Origin of the sequence: Anaeromassilibacillus senegalensis, from assembly GCF_001261775.1 — a bacterium.
In the GTDB taxonomy this organism is placed as follows: Bacteria; Bacillota; Clostridia; order Oscillospirales; family Acutalibacteraceae; genus Anaeromassilibacillus; species Anaeromassilibacillus senegalensis.
In genome coordinates this window covers 578,423-593,337 of the sequence record NZ_LN868537.1, presented here as the reverse complement: position 1 = coordinate 593,337, position 14,915 = coordinate 578,423, and the positions used below count along the sequence as shown (strand labels likewise).

Here is a 14,915-nt window from a genome sequence, read left to right as displayed (position 1 = left end):
CAGCTGTAGAACCCTTTTCTATGAGTGGATTTGTTATAAAAACAAACAAATAGTTTGCCTCAATGTGAATCGGACAATGATGCTAAAATCTGCTCTTTCAGCTCTGTCAGTGCAGAAAGGGAATCCTCTTTTACCGCAGATTTGATCGTAACCACCGGTTCTAAGACCTGCATGTTCTTCATTTCTCCCAGCAGTGCTTTCATTTGTTTCGCGCTGGAGGGTGCCCAGGAACCATTTTCGATCAACGCAAAGGTGCGGTTTTGCAGATTTAATGCCTTCATATCATGCAGCAGATTCAACATCGCGGGATAAATTCCGTTGTTATAGGTGGGAGCCGCCAACACCAGGTGGCTGCAGCGGAACGCTTCTGCAATCAACGTAGAAACATGTGTGCTGGAAATATCATAGGTCATAATGTTTTTAACGCCGCTTTCAGCCAAACTGGCAGCCAGAATATTGACCGCGTTTTCCGTGTCTCCATACATGGAGCCGTAAAATAACGCAACCGTATGTTCCTCCGGCTCATAGCTGCTCCAATGCGCGTATTTATCCAGGAGATAATCCAGATTGCTACGCCAAACCGGTCCATGCAGCGGGCAAACCATCTGGATTTCCAAACCGGACAGCTTCTTTAACGCGGTTTGTACCTGCGGGCCGTATTTTCCCACTATATTGCTGTAATATCGCCGTGCGTCTGCCAGCCAATCCCGGTCGAAGTCGACCTCATCGTTAAACAGGTTTCCGTTCAGAGCACCGAAGCTTCCAAAAGCGTCCGCGGAAAAGAGAATTTTTTCGCTCTCCTCGTAGGTCATCATAACCTCCGGCCAGTGAATCATCGGTGCGAAGTAAAAGCGGAGCGTATGGCATCCAAGAGAAATCGTGTCATTTTCCACAACTGTTAAGGTGCGGCCTTCCAGATCCATATCATAAAATTGACGGATGTATGCAAGTGTTTTGGCATTTCCCACGACTTTGAGCGCCGGGTAACGGATCATCAGTTCCTCGATATTGGCACAATGATCCGGCTCCATATGATTGACCACCAGGTAGTCCAAGTCACGTCCGTTTAAAGCGTGGAACAGATTCTCCAGGAACTGACGGGTGATCGAAGAGTCCACTGTATCAATCAGCGCGGTTTTTTCGTCCAAAATCAGGTAGGAGTTATAAGCGACGCCGCGGGGGATAGGAAACAGGTTTTCAAACAAAGCCAGCCGACGGTCGCTTCCGCCTACCCAGTGGATGGAATCAGTCAGTTTACGTGTGCAATGCATAAAGATCAACATCCTTTTTATGATTTTTTGTTCCTTGACTATCAACAGAATTTATCTCTGTGCTTGGTAAAAAATTCGGTTTTAACGTAACAGATATGCCCTATAAAGCATTGGCAACAAAATAGCATTTTACTATGTTAGCTCTTACTAACCGATTACAAGAATACACGTTTTTTGATGAAAAATCAATAGAAGGGAAGAAAGAATATTTTAAACGATTCAAAAGGAATACGGGCGAATTCAACAAGGAAATTCGTTTTATAATTTAACTTTCAAGCAAGTGTAATCGACCTTGTTATTTTCGGCATTATTCATATTTTTATTAGAAAAATATTTGATTCAGAATTTGCCGTTTTAGTGTGAATCCATAAGCGTCAGAAAGCCTGATTCCTTCTATACATAAACAGACTTCCTGTTCATGCTGTTTTTAGACGTCAAGTTAGAATAACATTTATAAAAACAGGAAAGCAAATACGTTGACCATTTGTTTTCCATAATGATTTTTAGGTTTGAATTGACTTTTTTGCGCATAATGGCTATAATAATTACGCTAGAAGGCGGTGCTGCAAGTAAGTTACAGCACCGCTTGTTTTATTAGAATAATTAAATGTGGGAAAGGATTCTATTTGCGTATATGTATAAACTGATAAAAAAGTCGGGAAAGGCCCGGCGCGGTACGTTTGATACGCCGCACGGCACCATTCAGATGCCCGCGTTTATGAATGTGGCAACTGCGGGCGCAATCAAGGGAGCCGTTTCGGCCCTCGATCTCAAAGATTTAAAATGCCAGGTACAGCTGTGCAACACATATCATCTTCATCTGCGCCCTGGTGATGATACCGTCAGAGAATTTGGAGGGCTGCATGCGTTCACACGTTGGAATGGCCCCATCCTGACGGACAGCGGCGGCTTTCAGGTCTTTTCTTTAGCGAAACTTCGCAACATCAAAGAAGAGGGCGTAACGTTTGCTTCCCACATTGATGGACATAAGATTTTTATGGGTCCGGAGGAGAGCATGCGAATACAGTCCAACTTGGGTTCCACCATTGCAATGGCCTTTGACGAGTGCGTGGAAAACCCTGCGGAATACGATTACGCGCGCGCTTCCTGTCATCGTACCGTGCGATGGCTGCACCGGTGCAAGGCGGAGCACGACCGTTTAAACGCTTTGCCAGGTACAATCAATCCAAAGCAGATGCTTTGGGGAATCAACCAGGGAAGTACTTACGAGGATCTGCGTGTGGAAAATATGAAGCAGATTCGGGAACTGGACCTGGACGGCTATGCCATCGGCGGACTGGCTGTGGGGGAAAGCGCAGCGGACATGTACCGCATCATTGAAGCAGTGGAGCCGGAGATGCCAGAGGATAAACCCCGTTACCTGATGGGAGTTGGGACGCCTGCCAACATCCTGGAAGCAGTCCGAAGAGGCGTCGATATTTTTGACTGCGTGATGCCCAGCCGGAATGCCCGGCATGGGCATGCGTTCACTTGGGAAGGTTGCCGAAATATGATGAACGCCAAATACCGGCTGGATCCCCTTCCGCTGGACCCGTCCTGCGATTGCCCAACCTGCCAAAACTTTTCCCGCGCATATATACACCATCTCTTTAAGAGCGGTGAGATGCTCGGTATGCGGCTCTGCGTGATGCATAATATTTATTTCTACAATACTTTATTGGAGAAAATCCGCTGCGCGCTGGACCAGGATCAGTTGGAAACGTTTTATCAGGAAAATATTGAACGCATTGGGCTGCGGATATAGCAATAAATTCTCTTGCATGGCAACCCATTTATTGCTATAATTAGTAACATTAATATGGAGGTGCAGTATCGTATAATGGAAAATTTTATTACCCTTGCTCAGGACTCGGCTGCCGGCGGCGGCAACATGTGGACAATCCTCATTTTTTATGCGGTGATCATTGTAGGTTTCTACCTTCTGCTGATCCGCCCTTCTTCAAAGAAGAAAAAGAAGGAAGAAGCCATGCGCAAAAATGCACAGATTGGCGATGAAATTACCACAATAGGCGGTATTTCCGGACGCATTATAAGCGTTAAAGAAGAAACCGATACAGTCGTAATTGAAACCGGCACCGACCGTGCAAAGATTCGCGTAAAGCGCTGGGCAATCGGCAGCGTGGATACCGTGCACGAAGAGCTCGACACCAAAAAATAAGCGGCCCATTGGAAGTATATACTGGACGTTCCCCGAATATCTATAAAGCAGATATTGGAGGAGGGCGTCATATGAAAACTACAAGATCCAGTAAGAACAACGCCGTACTCGGCGCGCTGCGTTCCATCGTGATCGGTTCTGTCGTCGGTGCGGTATTATGCGCGGTTCTGCTCGCTGCCTGCGCCTTTGGATTCGTACAGGCAAAGCATATCCCACAATTTGCGATTGATCCAATCATTATAGCGGTTTCCGCGTTAAGCTCTTTTGTGGCCGGGTATATCGCTGCGAGGATGTCCAAGAAAAACGGCTTGGTGCTTGGTGCGCTGTCAGGCTTGTTTTTGTTCCTGCTGTTCCTGTTGGCGGGCGTAATCGCTTTACACGAAGCGTTTATCCTTTCCACCTTGACGCGTCTGGCAGTCATGGTACTTGGCGGCGCAATCGGTGGATTGATTGCTGTCAGCAAAAAAAGTAAAATAAAATAGCACTTTTCTTATAGCATCCATTGTGATATAATAAGCGAAGGAAATTACATGGAATGGGGGTTTCACGATGAAGCAGATCAAAACTTTGAATAAGGCAAATCTGAAGGAAAGCGCTGTCAAAGGCGGCTGCGGCGAATGCCAGGCTTCCTGCCAGTCCGCTTGTAAGACTTCCTGCACTGTTGCAAATCAGAAGTGCGAAAACGCAAACAGATAAGCAGCCATCAATTGAACCAACCTAAACAAAGGGACAGGGAAATCTGTCCCTTAAATTTTGTGCAAACGGGGAAAAGTAAATGATTCATAAATACATATTAAACGGGTATCGCATTGTAATGGATACCAACAGCGGCGCCGTTCATCTTTTTGATGAGATACCGTATTCCATGCTGGATTATTTAAATGACAGTGTACCAGATACGCCGCCGCAGGAGATGCTTACTGCATTAAAGGCGAAATATAACGAATCTGCTGTTTTAGAAGCCTATGAGGAATTGAAAGAACTGTATCAATGTGGTCAGCTCTTTTCATCGGATGAGTATGAAAAGTTCGCGAATATGATGACCAATGCGCCGATCAAATCCATGTGCTTAAATATAGCGCATGACTGTAATTTGCGCTGTGAATACTGCTTTGCTGCAAAGGGTGATTTTGGGCGTGGCAGGATGCTTATGCCGCTGGAAGTTGCCAAAAAAGCAATCGATTTCTTGATTGAAAAATCTGAAGGACGTCACAATCTGGAAGTGGATTTCTTTGGCGGAGAGCCCCTGATGAATTTTGAAGTCGTAAAAGAAACGGTTGCGTACGCACGCAGTATTGAGAAGGCGCACAATAAGAACTTCCGTTTCACCATCACAACAAACGGCCTGATGCTGACGGATGACAAAATTGATTTTATCAACCGAGAGATGTCCAATGTAGTTCTCTCAATTGATGGGAGAAAGGAAGTCAATGATCGTCTCCGCGTACGTACCGACGGCAGCGGATGCTATGATTCCATCGTTCCGCGTTTTCAAAAGCTGGTTGCTACCCGCGGCGATAAAGATTACTATGCGCGCGGAACCTTTACAAAGTATAACCTTGACTTTACGGACGATGTCCTCCATTTGGTAGAACTCGGTTTTGATCAAGTATCGGTTGAGCCTGTGGTCTCCGATCCAAATCTGAGCTACTCAATCCAAGAAGAGGATTTACCTGTCGTATTTGAAGAATATGAACGTCTTGCAAATACAATCATTGAAAATCGGAAGGCAGGGAAGTGGTTTAATTTCTTCCATTTCATGCTGGATTTAGACCAAGGTCCTTGTGCAATCAAGAGGCTCCGTGGATGCAGCTGTGGAAACGAATACATTGCGATTACACCGGAGGGTGATATTTTCCCGTGCCATCAATTCGTTGGGGATGACAATTGGAAAATGGGAAACGTAATGGATGGTTCGTTTGACTTGGAGCGGAAAAACCTGTTTGCACTTGCCAATGTGTATAGCAAAGAAGACTGTAAAAACTGCTGGGCTAAATTCTACTGCAGCGGCGGCTGTAACGCGAATAATTCACAATACGAAGGAGATATCCATAAGCCTCACAAAATCGCCTGTAAGCTGGAGAAGAAGCGTTTGGAATGTGCAGTGATGATTCAAGCGGCTTTGGCTGAATAAAATGCGTTTATCGTTCTAATTATGACAGAAAATACACGCGGATGCATTGTATACAGCCGCGTGTATTTTTATGCATCCCCATTTAACATAATCTGGTTTACATAAGCAAAACAGGTTTACATAATTTCCGACGTGCGTTTTTGCCTCTCTGCATGGAAATGCAAGAAATATTCATAGAGATATTGCACTGCATTTGGAAAAGTATTATAGTATATATGGATGGACTATGATAGATTCTGTTACTTCTTTACATGTTTCTGTCGGGCTAACATAAATCGTCTGCCTTTTTCATACCAATTAAAGGTAATGTAACCTTTAGGAGGGTATGGATGTGAAAGGGACAAACGTTTTCTTGCGTGGCAATTGGGGAAGAAAGATCATAGATAAAGCTAGTTTGGTTTCTGCAATCAAAAACCATTTCATAATGATTTTACTGGCATTGTGTTTTCTGGGAGGAATGGTTTTTGGATCCATCTTGGCCAGGAGCATCGATCAGGCGATTTTAAGCAAAATCGATTTTTTGTTTGTCAGTAATTTTCAGGAACGTGCGGTTCAGCCGGTTTTTTCCGTATTAACAGCATCTTTTTCGTCCTCGTTTCTTTTTTTATTCGCTTGCTTTTTGTGCGGCCTATCCGTATGGGGCATTTTTATGGTCCCGGTCATTTTATTTTTTCGAGGAATCGGACTGGGGATGACTTCCGGCTATTTATATGCGCTCTACGGTTTTCACGGGGTTATCTTTAACTTCCTGGTCATTTTGCCAGGTGCTTTTCTTTGCTGTCTCGCATTGCTTTTAGCTGCCAAAGAAAGCATGCATTTATCCCGCAATATTACCAACAGCGGAGGTTTAAATACAAAAGCATATTTTCTCCGTTTTGGTAAAGCGTTAATGATTTGTTTTTTAGCTGCGGTACTGGATCTGTTGACCACCGTTTGTTTTGCGGGGCTTTTTTCTTTTTAAATCAGAGGGGATAGGGTAAAAATGAGGGACTATTGCTTGGATTTCAGTGATTATCTGGTAAATCAAAAAAATGTTTCAGACAATACTTTGGATTCATATCTTCGGGACGTGGAACACTTTTTGAGCTTTTTAAAGGAACAGCAGGTGAATGAACCGGGGGATGTGGATGAGAGCCAGATGCATCTCTATATTGAACGGTTGACTGGATTAAAAAAATCCAATGCGACCATAACCAGGAATGTCGCTTCCATCCGCTGCTTTTATTACTTCCTGATCCAAAACGGAATGGCCAAAGAGAATCCGGCAAAAAACATCAAGCTCGAAAAAGTCTCAAAAAAGCTGCCGCAGATTTTAACTGGAAACGAAATTGAACTGTTGTTATCTCAGCCGGATCCAACAGAATCCAAGGGATGCCGGGATAAGGCTATGCTGGAACTGCTGTATGCCACTGGAATCCGATCATCCGAGTTGGTTGATTTAAATGTGGAAGATGTTAATCTGCAAGCCGGAGTACTGCGTTGTAAAAGCGATAAGGCAGAACGAAGAATCCCGATCTATGCAGCCGCGGTTTCCGCGGTTTCGGATTATATCACCCGTGTTCGCAGCTTGATTCTTTCTCCTGACGGAGGACAAGCCCTGTTCACAAATTTGAATGGAAAGCGGCTGACACGTCAGGGATTCTGGAAAATCGTAAAAGGATATGCTGAACAAGCGGGTATTACAAAAGAAATAACGCCGCATACATTACGGCATTCTTTTGCACTCCATTTGTTGGAAAACGGAGCAGAGTTAAAGGATATCCAAGTAATGTTGGGGCATGCAGATATTTCTTCAACACAGGTGTATGTGCATTTACTGAACGATCATTTTAAAGAAGTCTACAACAGCTGTCATCCACGGGCAAAAGCATAAAAAAAGCGCTTTGAAAATAGCGGTTAAAGACTATTTTCAAAGCGCTTTTCAATTTTTTTTTCGCTGTTTGACTTGTGATAACGGATTGGCATTGGCCGCTTTCTCCATTTGTTCATCTGAAAGATGTGTATAAATTTCTGTCGTCCCCAAATTCTCATGGCCTAAAATATCTTTTAATACACGAATGTCCACGTGACCATGTTGGTACATCAAGGTCGCGGCTGTATGACGCAGCTTATGTACGGAATAACCAGGGCCCTTCAAATCTATTCCAGCCAAATACTTTTTGACTAAATACTGTACGGTTTTAGGGCTGATTCTTTTCTTTTGCTGACTGATAAAAAGCGCGTTTTTATCTATAACGCCGTCTTTCGGTCGTACACGAATATAATCGGTAATAGCAGAAACACAGGCATCGTTTAAATAAACGATACGTTCTTTATTTCCTTTGCCAAGGACTCGTAACGTGCGTGACTGATGGCGTACATCATTTAAATTCAATCCAACCAGCTCCGATAGACGAAGCCCGCAATTCAAAAATAAAGTAAGAATGCAGTAGTCTCGTTCTTTAAATTTGCCTTCCACCGTAGTTAAGAGATCCAAGCTTTGTTCCAATGTCAAATACTTAGGCAAAGCACTTTTTTGCTTTGGCGTTTCAAGCTCTTCGACAGGATTATAAGTAAGTTGGTTCGTTTTATTTGTGAGATATTTAAAAAAGGTCCGCAGACTGGAAACCTTTCGAGATCTGGTTGAAGGTTTATTATGGCGGACTGTGCTGAGATAATTCATGTATTCAAACACTTCTGTTAAAGTAATGGTTTTGACAAGCGCCAAGTCAACATCAGAAATGCTGATTTTTTCAAAGGATATATCGTCTGAGACTAACTTGCGTGCAAATTTTATGTAACGAAAAAAAGTGCGTAAATCCAAGTAATATTCTTCAACCGTCTTTTCAGATTTGCCCTTAACCGTTCCAAGATAGCCAAGGAAGTTTCGTATGATTTGCGGTGCTTCAGATAACAGTTCTGGTTTCACTTAAGTCATTCCTAACTTTGATTATATTAAATGTTATTATACTCGGAATTTATAAAGAACACAAGAATTGCTATCCCCTAAATTATACAAAATTTTTATTTTGTATAATTGCATTACTTTCAGAAGAAGGAGCCCCCTGCGGGCTCCTTTTTTCATCCTCACGGTAAGCTGTCATACCGTGCGTCTTTTTCCATGCAATTTCCGCTGCGCATACAAAATAAACGTTTTGCACAAATCAGCCCTGCCTTTCTCCTTTCCGTCAGAATTGCAGCGCCTGTCCCAAAGCTTATCAGACGCCATCCCATGCATGCAAAAATTACCACCATTTGGTTGCACCTATTTTTTCTTTCGTCGCACCTCCAGCTGGTCAGCCATGGCGTACAGCATAGTCACCGCTTCGTCGTCATGGTTCAGCAGCTCCTTCACGCGCTGCAAACTGCCGGTCTGCCGGTACGCAGAAACCGCGTAAATCTTCCGGGCGCTGTGCGGGCTCAAGTGAGTTTCCGTCACCCGGAACAGCTTCGCCGCCCGGCGCAGGTCTTTATAAACGGCCTGCCGCGTCCGGGGCTTGCGGTAATCGAGCCGGTTCTCAAAAACGAAAATCTTGCCTTTTTGCGCCGTAAGGCGGTCCAGAAGCGCCTTAGGGACACGAATCCGGCGTGTTTTACCCGTTTTCAGCTCCCGTACGGTCATGCGCTCCTGAAGCCTCTCAGAGCGCAAATTCAGCACATCGGAGATGCGCAGCCCGGTGCAGGCGCTCAGTTCGCAGGCAAGGCGGTTCGGCGGCGTCAGGGCCGCGAGTACATGTTCAAATTCGGATGTTTCCATCCAGCCTGATCGCATTTTTCTGCTCAGCCTCCAATCCCCAAAATGTCAACTCCGTTTACCTGAGGGGTGTACGGGCTGCTTTTTTTGCCAACAGAGTGCAGCATACCCGATGCAAAAACTTTAGTGGAGCGCCGCCCATTTCTGCCAGTAGGCAGCGTCGTCGCGCGTGCGGACCATCAGATCATGGAGTGCGCCGAAGATCGTGCAGCCCTTGCCCATGGCCTCGTGACCGTCGGTGAAGCGCACCGTGATCAGCGCGCAGACTTCGTACACGCCCGCCGTACAGTCGTAAGTCAGGCTGACCGTGGAGACGGGCCTGCGGGCCGCCGAAAGGATGTACAGCACCAATTCCGAACTCATTCAAAACACCTCCCTGTAGTGGCCGCCGACGTAGCTGAATTTGCGGGTTGGCCCCTGTGATGATGTGGCTTCCTGATCGTCGTTGAGGTTGATGCGCAGCTGTCTGGCGGCGTCGGCGAACACGCCAAACAGCTGGATCAACCGCCGCCCGGCCATGGCCTCATGGAGCACGGGCAGCACCTTTTTGTAGCCTTCGATGTCCAAATCCATGTGAAAAGGTTTCACCGCATACTTGGCGACCTCCGCGACAGCGTTGTTGCGCTCGCCCTCCTTGATGCGAGAGATGTAGACCTGCCAGAGGCCGTCGGGCGGATCACCGAACATCCCGGCGCTGTAGCCGGTCCAGAGCAGGCGCAGTGTTTCCTGCGAGACGTAGTCACGGCCCTTGAAGTAGGAAGGCCGGACCGCCACCAGACAATGCAGATGCGGGTGATAGTCGTCGCGGTCGGGGTTGTAGGTGATCTCAAGGCTGCGCAGCACGCCCTTGAAGCTCCGCTTGAAATGGCAGAATTTGGAAAGCTGGTCGGACTTCCCATAGAGCCGGTCGGAGAACAGGGCGGCGCTGCGCCAGAAGAGCCATTTGCATTGGGCCTTGAGATCGGCGGCGGAGCAGTTCGGGATGGTCAGAGTCAGATGCAGGTAAGCCAGCCCCTGCGGCTCGAGGAAGGAAAGGATTTTCTGTGTCTGCCCATAGACACGGAGGCTGCGCCGCCACTGGCACATGGGGCAGAACCGTTCGCGGCAGAGGTTGGACTTGACGACATGGCCGTCCGCGTCCAGCTCCAGATAGGTGCCGCATTCGAGCAGGTGCCGGGCTTTGGTCTCCCAGCCGGGAAGCTCCTGCATGGCTGTCGCCACAAGGAACGCATATTCTTTGTGCTCACAATATCTTAATAAGACACTTTCTTCTATTTTATTATTATTTTCAACTGATTCAACCGGTTTTAAACACACGTTCGGTTTACAGGCCGATTCCCGGAAAACCCAGGCCCCGTGCGGATTTTCGGCGTTTTTTACTCTGAGAGCTGTTTCTATAGTATCAAGATAAGGAAGGGACGCCGCAGGCCGGGTGCGAAGCTTTGGAAGGAGCGCAGCACTTGCGCGGTTCCCTCGGCCCCCCGCCGCTTGGCAAAGCGCGGACCCAAAAGCCGGGCACAGCACGCCGCGTCGGGGGCACTCGTGTCCCGCGTTGTGTGCTTGCCGCCGCAAAGGGAAAGGCAGACCGCTGCGGCGGCGGCGGGATACGCCGTCCTTCCCCAGTGCGCCGGACGCGCACACTTCTTCGGTATGCGCCAATGCGTCGCGGGCCCTTCAGGGGCCGTCAAACGGGGCCCCATCCCCATTTGGCGTCCCCTTCGGCCCTTTGCGCTGGCGCCCGCTCACAACGGCACGGCCAGTGCCCCCCCGCCTTAGCACAGCCCGTCGTCCGTGCCGGGCTCCCTGCTCCTTGGCCCTGCTCCCTCCGGTCGCCCGCTCCGTCCAGCTCCGCCTCCCGTCCCGGCTTCCCTCCGCCTTGGCAGGCGCGGCCCCACCTCGGGCTCCGTCCGGCTGCGCCGTCCTCCACCCTCCGGGAGCTCCCACCCCCTGCCGCCGTTTCGGTCTCCCCATTGTAGCGCCTTGTCAAGGACGGCTGCGCCGCCGCCCATGGCGGTCAAGGCTCGGTAAGCGCGCGCTTTGGGGCGCACGCCAACCTCCCCTAAATCCTTGACTAGCGGCGCTGTCGCCAGACCGCCAAACCGCGCGGGAAGCGCCCCCATCGCCAAACAGAGCCGCCCCGCGCAAATACGCAGAAAGGAAGTACCAACCATGACACAGACCGAAACCAACGCCATCCTGAACGAGCGCCGCCACATCGCGGCAATCATCGAGCGCAACCAGCAGAAACTCCACGACCAAATGGGCCAATCCCGCGCCGACTGGTCGCGCTGGGCCATCGCCAATCAATGGCTCGCGCTGGAAAAACAGCGCCTCCAAATCCTCGGCAAACCAGACTACCGCGAAGCCGCCCTCAACAACTACCACGCCCACACCTTCCCGCCCCCGCCGGAGGAAGAGCCCCTCGGCAAACTCCCCAACTTCAAAGATCTCCAGCCCGAACCCGCCAGGCCCAAGCGGGGCCGCCCTCCCAAAAAGGCGCAAAAAAAGCCCGGTGAAAATCCACCGGGCTGATTAAACAAAACTTTTATTTATTTTGTATAATTGTTTCCCTCGCAAAAAACAGGGGCCCTTCGGGGCTCCTTTCCTTTTGCACCGTTTCCGGCGCTCTATTGCTCGATATGGCCGACAATTTCCGCTGCGCATACAAAATAAACGTTTTGCACAATCCGACGCTGCCTTCCTCCTCTCCGTTAGAATTGCAGCATCTGGCTCAGAACATACCACAAGCCATCCCGCACATGCGGAAATTGCCACCATTTGATTGCATTCATTTTTTCTTTCGTCGCACCTCCAGCTGGTCAGCCATGGCGTACAGCATCGTCACCGCTTCGTCGTCATGGTTCAGCAGCTCCTTCACGCGCTGCAAACTGCCGGTCTGCCGGTACGCAGAAACCGCGTAAATCTTCCGGGCGCTGTGCGGGCTCAAGTGAGTTTGCGTCACCCGGAACAGCTTCGCCGCCCGGCGCAGGTCTTTATAAACGGCCTGCCGCGTCCGGGGCTTGCGGTAGTCGAGCCGGTTCTCAAAAACGAAAATCTTGCCTTTTTGTGCCGTAAGGCGATCCAGAAGCGTCTTTGGGACACGAATCCGGCGTGTTTTACCCGTTTTCAGTTCCCGCTCAGAGCGCAAATAATAATTTTAGGTTCAGAAAAAGGAGCCCCTGCGGGCTCCTTTTTTCATCCTCATAATAAACCCATGCGTGGCTGGTTTAATCTATTCCATGCGCAATGCATCCACGGGTTTTAGAGCAGATGCCTTAATAGCAGGATAAACGCCGAAAATAGTCCCTGTACTTAATGAGAATATAATAGACAATACAAAGATATCCCAGCGTGTCCCCAATGTAATTCCAAAAAGCGAAGCCCCAGCATAGGAAATTCCATAGCCCAAAACAATACCAACAGCACAACCAAAGATAGAAATAAAAATGGCTTCAAGCATAAATTCCAGCATGATGTCTTTTCTCTTGGCTCCGATCGCTTTTTTAATACCGATCTCCCGTGTACGCTCGCTGACAGAAACCAACATCACTGTCATAATGCTTAAACTTGCCACAAGCAAAGAAATAGCACCTACTGCGGATAGTATCAGCGTTACAATGTTCAGAATGTTGTCCAAACCATCCTTTTGTTCGGCCAAATTGTTGGATACAAATGTATCTGTTGTCCCATTATTTTGATTCAATGTGGCAACAATGGCTTTACCTGTACTATCTAAATCACTGGAGGGATCAATTTTTACGGCAATCTGGTCAAAGCTGCTCCTGCCAGAAGCGGTCTGCATCGTTGTATATGGAACATAAACAAATGTGGGAATATAATTTCCCAGCATGTTTTGCAATAGTCCACTGCCCGTCTTAATTACTCCAATCACTTCAAAATCTTCCAAAGCACCGCCGCACTGAACAGAAACATGCTTTCCGATAATATTGCTTCTCATATAGGCATTTCTGGAGAACGATTCATCCACAAGGCAGACATTTGCATTGGTGCTGATATCTTTGCTGGTAAACATCCTGCCGTAAAGGATTTGTATCGAAACAATTTGGCTGGCTGTCGTATCGATTCCCCAAACCAATGCTTTCGTCTCTGACTCCCGCGCGGAAACCGTAGTGCTTTGCATTAAGAGCGGAGTTGCCTGATCCACCCCATCGCAATTTTTCACCAGGTTTAAATCCGTATCCTTTAGAGTAACGCTTGATCCAGTCTGGCAGGATATGGACAACCCATTCAGCCCCAGACTATCCAACTCATTCGTCAAAGCATTTGAACCGCATTGGCTGATGTTTCCAATCAGAATTACCGAGGCGACACCTATTGTAATCCCTAAAATTGTCAAAACAGTCCTGCCCTTTTTTCTCCCCAGATTATGATATGCGGACCGGATCACATCAATCATCGGTGTGCTCCTCCTCCCCCTGGGGAATCACTCTTGCACCGTTGGATACAGAGTCCGGATTGACCACAATTTTATCGTTATTGCTCAGCCCCATCTGCACTTCAAACCCGTCTTCATATTCGCCGCTTGTTTGAATCGGAGTTTTTATAACCCTTTGCCCTTCCAGTTTATACACATATTCTGAGCCGTCTTTTTCCGCTCGTACGGCCTCATAAGGGGCAATCAGGACGTTGTCATTCTGCTCTGTAATAATTTTAGCCTTTGCGGAAAATCCAGGTTTGATATCATCACCAGGACTGTCAACACTGACAACTACCTCCACAACCGTTTCCTGTCCTGTTGCAGATATCAATTGTTTTGCCTCAGAGGAAATACTTTTTACCGTTCCAGTGTAAACGGAATTTTTAAAACCAACTCCGGTTATTTCCGCTTTTTGTCCGACCTGTATCTCAGATATCTGCGATTCGTTAACAGACAGCCGAACCTGAAGTCCTTCATCACTGGCGATCGTCACCGCTGGTTTGCCAAATTCCAAAGTTCCCTGGCTGGAAACAGAGACAGCCGTAATCTCACCGGAAATAGGCGCCGTTAAAACCTGTTCTTCCTCTTCTTCCACATCGCCAACTGCGGGAACTTCTCCCTGCGTTGTATACCCGCTGAGAAGAGCGGCATAAGTTTCCTGAAGAGATGTGGTGTCCGGAACGACAGGTGTAGATACAATGTTCAGCAAAGGAGAACCTGCCTCCACTTTATCGCCTACTTTTACATATGTCTCCTTTACCGCCGCTGCAGTAGGCGGATATACGCTTCTTACAGCGACGCGTTCCACCTTACCAGTGCATGTAACAGAGTTTTCAACTGTAAGCGGTTTCACCTTTACAACAGTCGCCTTTACCGCAGTATTCCTGATCATTCCGCCTATTAACCCAATTACTGCGATCAGTACACATGTAAAGGTAATTAACTGTACATATTTTTTCATGCTGATTCCCCCATTCCGTTTTATTCTGTGAACGGGACGGGGAATTATACCTGTGAAACAGACGCATTTCCGGCGATTATTTTTCCATGATTCCTTTAACTGATCATGTATATTTCTATCAAGATTCACCAAAGATAATCCCAGTTTAAACAAAGGAAAGGTGTAAAAATATTATGAGCATTATTCAATGCGACGTAGA

General features: G+C 47.6%; 17 protein-coding genes. 8 read left to right on the top strand and 9 right to left on the bottom strand.

The genetic code is table 11. The annotated features are described in order from the left end of the window. Positions 1 to 59: 59 nt before the first annotated feature. Positions 60 to 1,271, bottom strand: a complete 1,212-nt coding sequence (locus tag BN2106_RS08540; RefSeq protein ID WP_050698129.1) for an FprA family A-type flavoprotein — start codon at positions 1,269 to 1,271, stop codon at positions 60 to 62. A gap of 634 nt (positions 1,272 to 1,905) precedes the next feature. Here BN2106_RS08540 and tgt point away from each other — a divergent pair. The 7 genes from tgt to BN2106_RS08510 all read left to right on the top strand — a co-directional run bounded on the left by tgt (position 1,906) and on the right by BN2106_RS08510 (position 7,457). Beyond that, positions 1,906 to 3,036: a tRNA guanosine(34) transglycosylase Tgt gene (gene tgt / locus BN2106_RS08535; RefSeq protein WP_050698128.1), complete on the top strand. Its 1,131-nt coding sequence runs from the start codon at positions 1,906 to 1,908 to the stop codon at positions 3,034 to 3,036. Between the two features lie 75 nt (positions 3,037 to 3,111). After that, positions 3,112 to 3,450, top strand: coding sequence for a preprotein translocase subunit YajC (gene yajC / locus BN2106_RS08530; RefSeq protein ID WP_050698127.1), 339 nt, complete (start codon positions 3,112 to 3,114; stop codon positions 3,448 to 3,450). A gap of 71 nt (positions 3,451 to 3,521) precedes the next feature. Next, complete coding sequence (locus BN2106_RS08525) at positions 3,522 to 3,932, top strand: TIGR04086 family membrane protein (protein WP_050698126.1); 411 nt, start codon at positions 3,522 to 3,524, stop codon at positions 3,930 to 3,932. 67 nt (positions 3,933 to 3,999) lie between these two features. Continuing rightward, a complete protein-coding gene (gene scfA, locus BN2106_RS15595; RefSeq protein WP_074017471.1) occupies positions 4,000 to 4,146 on the top strand; it encodes a six-cysteine ranthipeptide SCIFF in 147 nt (48 codons plus the stop codon). Between the two features lie 79 nt (positions 4,147 to 4,225). Then, on the top strand, positions 4,226 to 5,584 hold the full coding sequence (gene scfB, locus BN2106_RS08520; protein ID WP_050698125.1) for a thioether cross-link-forming SCIFF peptide maturase: 1,359 nt from the start codon (positions 4,226 to 4,228) through the stop codon (positions 5,582 to 5,584). 331 nt (positions 5,585 to 5,915) lie between these two features. Next, positions 5,916 to 6,545, top strand: coding sequence for a stage II sporulation protein M (locus BN2106_RS08515; protein ID WP_242846282.1), 630 nt, complete (start codon positions 5,916 to 5,918; stop codon positions 6,543 to 6,545). Positions 6,546 to 6,566: 21 nt separating this feature from the next. Then, positions 6,567 to 7,457, top strand: coding sequence for a site-specific tyrosine recombinase (locus tag BN2106_RS08510; RefSeq protein ID WP_050698123.1), 891 nt, complete (start codon positions 6,567 to 6,569; stop codon positions 7,455 to 7,457). A 48-nt stretch (positions 7,458 to 7,505) separates the two neighbouring features. On the opposite strand, the gene BN2106_RS08505 is transcribed toward BN2106_RS08510, so the two are convergent. The 5 genes from BN2106_RS08505 to BN2106_RS08480 form a co-directional block, all read right to left on the bottom strand. Beyond that, positions 7,506 to 8,492, bottom strand: coding sequence for a tyrosine recombinase XerC (locus tag BN2106_RS08505; RefSeq protein ID WP_050698122.1), 987 nt, complete (start codon positions 8,490 to 8,492; stop codon positions 7,506 to 7,508). Between the two features lie 336 nt (positions 8,493 to 8,828). Further along, positions 8,829 to 9,320: a tyrosine-type recombinase/integrase gene (locus BN2106_RS08500; protein WP_050698121.1), complete on the bottom strand. Its 492-nt coding sequence runs from the start codon at positions 9,318 to 9,320 to the stop codon at positions 8,829 to 8,831. Between the two features lie 120 nt (positions 9,321 to 9,440). Beyond that, the gene (locus BN2106_RS08495; protein WP_050698120.1) at positions 9,441 to 9,680 is read right to left on the bottom strand and encodes a hypothetical protein; all 240 of its coding nucleotides are present in this window, start codon (positions 9,678 to 9,680) and stop codon (positions 9,441 to 9,443) included. Further along, on the bottom strand, positions 9,681 to 10,976 hold the full coding sequence (locus tag BN2106_RS08490; RefSeq protein WP_207641709.1) for a protein rep: 1,296 nt from the start codon (positions 10,974 to 10,976) through the stop codon (positions 9,681 to 9,683). A gap of 113 nt (positions 10,977 to 11,089) precedes the next feature. Then, complete coding sequence (locus tag BN2106_RS08480) at positions 11,090 to 11,512, bottom strand: hypothetical protein (protein WP_154666458.1); 423 nt, start codon at positions 11,510 to 11,512, stop codon at positions 11,090 to 11,092. Between BN2106_RS08480 and BN2106_RS08475 the strand changes: the two genes are divergently transcribed. Further along, positions 11,487 to 11,849: a hypothetical protein gene (locus tag BN2106_RS08475; protein ID WP_050698116.1), complete on the top strand. Its 363-nt coding sequence runs from the start codon at positions 11,487 to 11,489 to the stop codon at positions 11,847 to 11,849. The two genes, BN2106_RS08480 and BN2106_RS08475, sit on opposite strands and share 26 nt — an antisense overlap. Positions 11,850 to 12,105: 256 nt before the next feature. On the opposite strand, the gene BN2106_RS08470 is transcribed toward BN2106_RS08475, so the two are convergent. From BN2106_RS08470 to BN2106_RS08460, 3 genes are all read right to left on the bottom strand, one after another. Continuing rightward, entirely contained in the window at positions 12,106 to 12,465 is a 360-nt protein-coding gene (locus BN2106_RS08470) for a tyrosine-type recombinase/integrase (RefSeq protein ID WP_050698115.1), read from the bottom strand. 84 nt (positions 12,466 to 12,549) lie between these two features. Continuing rightward, positions 12,550 to 13,734, bottom strand: coding sequence for an ABC transporter permease (locus tag BN2106_RS08465; protein WP_050698114.1), 1,185 nt, complete (start codon positions 13,732 to 13,734; stop codon positions 12,550 to 12,552). Continuing rightward, a complete protein-coding gene (locus BN2106_RS08460; protein WP_050698113.1) occupies positions 13,727 to 14,716 on the bottom strand; it encodes an efflux RND transporter periplasmic adaptor subunit in 990 nt (329 codons plus the stop codon). Before BN2106_RS08460 ends, BN2106_RS08465 begins: the two co-directional genes overlap by 8 nt. Positions 14,717 to 14,915 lie beyond the last annotated feature (199 nt).